We start from the raw sequence: 3,261 nt of genomic DNA on the forward strand, positions 1-3,261 counted from the left end.
GCGCCTCCACACCGGGGAGCCCTGCCACGCCGGGCCAGCCCGGCAGGCCGGCATAACTGTCCAACTGAGCAGACCAGCGCGAGACCTGCCGTTCCAGGAAGCCCTGCGGCTTGCCGAAGCCTTCGAGGCCGGCGGCCCGATAGTCCACTTCACCCAGGCGCAGCAAGGCGTCGACGGCGGACAACCCCATCGCGCGTCGCCAGTCCCGCTCGGCGGCATGCAGGGCCGGCAACGGCTGCCCCGAGGGGTTGAAGCCGACGACGGGCTCCATCAGGTAGAAGGCCGCGCCGAGCACCGTCGGGTCGTCGCAGGCCGCGATCAGTGCCGAGTGCGGCACGGCGCTGCCGGCCAGCGCCGCCAGCACGCGCGCCTCGCGGGCCATCGTGGCGTCGGCCCGGGGGTCAGGTCTTGCAGGCGGCCGGCGCAGCACGTAGCCGCGCCCGCCGCGGGTGAAGCGCAAGAGGATGTTCTGGGTGCCGCCGGTCAGCGGGCGCACGTCGGAGATGTCGCCCTTGACCAGGCCCTGGCCGTCCATCCACGCGGAAAGGCGATCGAGATCCACTGCGGCCTGCCAGCTCATGCCAGCCTCCCGGCGAACTTCGCGCGGGCCCGCGCCTCGACGGTCGGCCGGTGGTAGGCCGGGAAGGTGTCCTCGCAGGCAAGGTAGCCACGCAGCACTTGCTTGGCGACGGTGATCTTGTGCACCTCCGTCGGCCCGTCGGCCAGGCCGATCTGGAAGGAGCGGTTCACCATCGCTGCGAAGGGCATCTCGTTGGACACGCCGATCGAGCCGTGCAGGTGCAGCGCCCGCGCGGCGATGTCGTGCAGCACCTTGGGCATCGCGGCCTTGACCGCGGCGATGTCCTTGCGCACCTGGCGGTAGTCCTGGTACTTGTCGATGCGCCAGGCGGTGCGCATCACCAGCAGGCGGAACTGTTCGAGCTCGATCCAGGAGTCGGCGATCTTCTCCTGCACCATCTGCTTGTCCGCCAGGCGCGATCCCTGCGTGTGGCGCGAGAGCGCGCGTTCGCACAGGGCGTCCAGCGCCTTCTGCGCCTGGCCGATGGTGCGCATCGCGTGGTGCACGCGCCCGCCGCCCAGGCGCACCTGCGCGACGGCGAAGGCCTCGCCGGGCGCGCCCAAGAGGCTATCCGCGCCGACGCGGACATCGTCGAACTCCAGGTAGGCATGGGTGGCCTCGGGCTCGTCCCCGCAGCCGCTGTTGCGCAGGATGCGCAGGCCCGGCGTGCCGGCCGGCACGATGAACATCGACGTGCCCTCGTAGACGGAAACCGTCTCGTCGGTCACCGCCATCACGATGAAGAAGGCGGCATAGCGGGCGTTCGAGGCGAACCATTTGTGGCCGCTGATCCGCCAGCCATCGCCATCACGTACCGCCCGCGTCGTCAGCACGGACGGGTCCGCCCCGCCCTGCGGCTCGGTCATCGCGAAGCAAGAAACGATGCGGTTGGCCAGCAGCGGCTCCAGCCAGCGGCGCTTCTGCTCCGGCGTGCCGTAGTGCGCCAGGATCTCGCTATTACCCGAGTCCGGCGCCTGGCAGCCGAACACGATCGGCGCGAAGGCCGAGCGGCCGAGGATCTCGTTCATCAGCGCGAGCTTCACCTGGCCATAGCCCTGGCCGCCCAGTCCCGGGCCGAGATGGCAGGCCCACAGCCGGCGCTGCTGCACCTGGGCCTGCAGCGGCCGCACCAGCGTCTCGAAGTTCGGCGCGTGGATGTCCCAGGGACTGCCGAGCACGGCGTCCAGCGGCTCGACCTCCTCGCGGACGAAGCTGTCGATCCAGTCGAGTTCCCGCTGGAAGTCGGGGTCGGTTTCAAAATCCCATGCCATGGAAGTAATGCCTTATGCGAGCAGCATCCCGCCGTCGACCAGCAGGGTCTGGCCCAGCATGTAGCTGGACATCGGCGAGGCGAGGAACAGCGCCACGTGCGCCATGTCCTCGGGCGTGCCCAGGCGCCCCAGCGGGATGCGGCGCAGCGCGCCCTCCAGGCGCTTGGGCGACGAGGTGGTGACGCGGGTCAGCTTGGTGTCCACCAGGCCCGGCGCGATGCCGTTGACCCGGATGCCGTGCTCGGCCCAGGCCTCGCCCAGCGTGCGGGTGAGGCCGAAGGCGCCGGTCTTGGAGGCGTTGTAGGCGGGGTTGCCGCGCGTCGAATGAAAGGCCGCCGCCGAACTGACGACGATCATCGTGCCGCGCGCCGCCTGCAGCGCCGCAAAGCAGCGGTCGGCGCAGGCCATCAGGCTGGTGAGATTGACGTCCAGCACCTGCCGGAAGCCGGGCGTCTTGAATTCCTGGCGCTCGTAGAGCACCGTGCCCTGGCACTGGACCAGCACGTCCAGTGATTCGAAGGGCAGGCTGGCGGCCTCGACATTGCGGCTGTCGGCCACGTCCACCTGGCTGTAGCCGATGCCGGCCAGGCGCGAATCCGGCGCGTCGGCATAAGCTGCGGCGTCCGGGCGTGTGCCCCAGACGTGGACCCGCGCACCGCGCTCCAGGAAAGCGTTGGCAATGCCATTGCCGATGCCGCTGGAGCCGCCGACGACGAGGACCGTGCGGCCGTTGAAATCGAGAAGATTAGCGGGCGTCGTCATGTCACGGTGATTCCCTGTTCGGCGAGGCGCTCGATAGCGGCCTCCGTGAAGCCGCGCTCGCGCAGCAGCGCGCGGCTGTGCTGGCCCAGCGCCGGCGGCGGCAGCCCCAGGTTCAGCGGCAGGTCGCCGAAGTCCCACAGCGCGCCGACCTGCTCCAGCTCGCCGTACCCCGCATGCGCATAACGCGTCCGCAGGACGGCATGGCGAGGGTCGTCGAGGAAGGCGTCGCGCTGGTTTTCGCGGGCGGGCTCGCAGGGCACGCCGGCGGTGCGCAGCAGGTCCAGCGCGTCGCTCAGCGGCCGGGTCGCGAAGAAGATCTCCGGGCTGGCTCCCGCAACACTCTCGAAGGCGGCGAGTTCTGGCGCTGTCCAGGCCGCCACCATCAGCCAGCCGTCCGCGCAGCCATAGAGGCGGTCGCCGGGCCCCAGGCCGTACTGGCCGGCGTCGAGATGCGCCATAGGCGTCAGGCCGCCGTCCGGCAGCGCGACCACCTCGCTGGCCGTCATCAGCATCGCGCCGAGCAGCGACGAGGCCACGGCCTGACCCTCGCCGGTCCGCTCGCGCCGATACAGTGCCAGCAGCACGGCAAAGACGCAGGCCAGCGCCGCCAGGTGGTCGCCCACGCCGAAGCGCAGCCACATCGGCGGC

General features: G+C 70.7%; 4 protein-coding genes. All 4 read right to left on the bottom strand.

The annotated features are described in order from the left end of the window. Window positions 1-580: phosphotransferase family protein (locus tag B0W88_RS30740; protein ID WP_144007100.1), on the bottom strand; the 580-nt coding region annotated here is incomplete at its 3' end. Further along, window positions 577-1,851: an acyl-CoA dehydrogenase family protein gene (locus B0W88_RS30745; RefSeq protein ID WP_077038287.1), complete on the bottom strand. Its 1,275-nt coding sequence runs from the start codon at window positions 1,849-1,851 to the stop codon at window positions 577-579. The genes B0W88_RS30745 and B0W88_RS30740, both read right to left, overlap by 4 nt. Window positions 1,852-1,863: 12 nt before the next feature. Continuing rightward, window positions 1,864-2,613, bottom strand: a complete 750-nt coding sequence (locus B0W88_RS30750; protein ID WP_077038288.1) for an SDR family NAD(P)-dependent oxidoreductase — start codon at window positions 2,611-2,613, stop codon at window positions 1,864-1,866. Further along, window positions 2,610-3,261 (bottom strand): CoA transferase (locus tag B0W88_RS30755; protein ID WP_198937988.1); only part of this gene is annotated, 652 nt, incomplete at its 5' end. The genes B0W88_RS30750 and B0W88_RS30755, both read right to left, overlap by 4 nt.

This window comes from Pelomonas sp. KK5 (assembly GCF_001984095.1).
In the GTDB taxonomy this organism is placed as follows: Bacteria; Pseudomonadota; Gammaproteobacteria; order Burkholderiales; family Burkholderiaceae_C; genus KK5.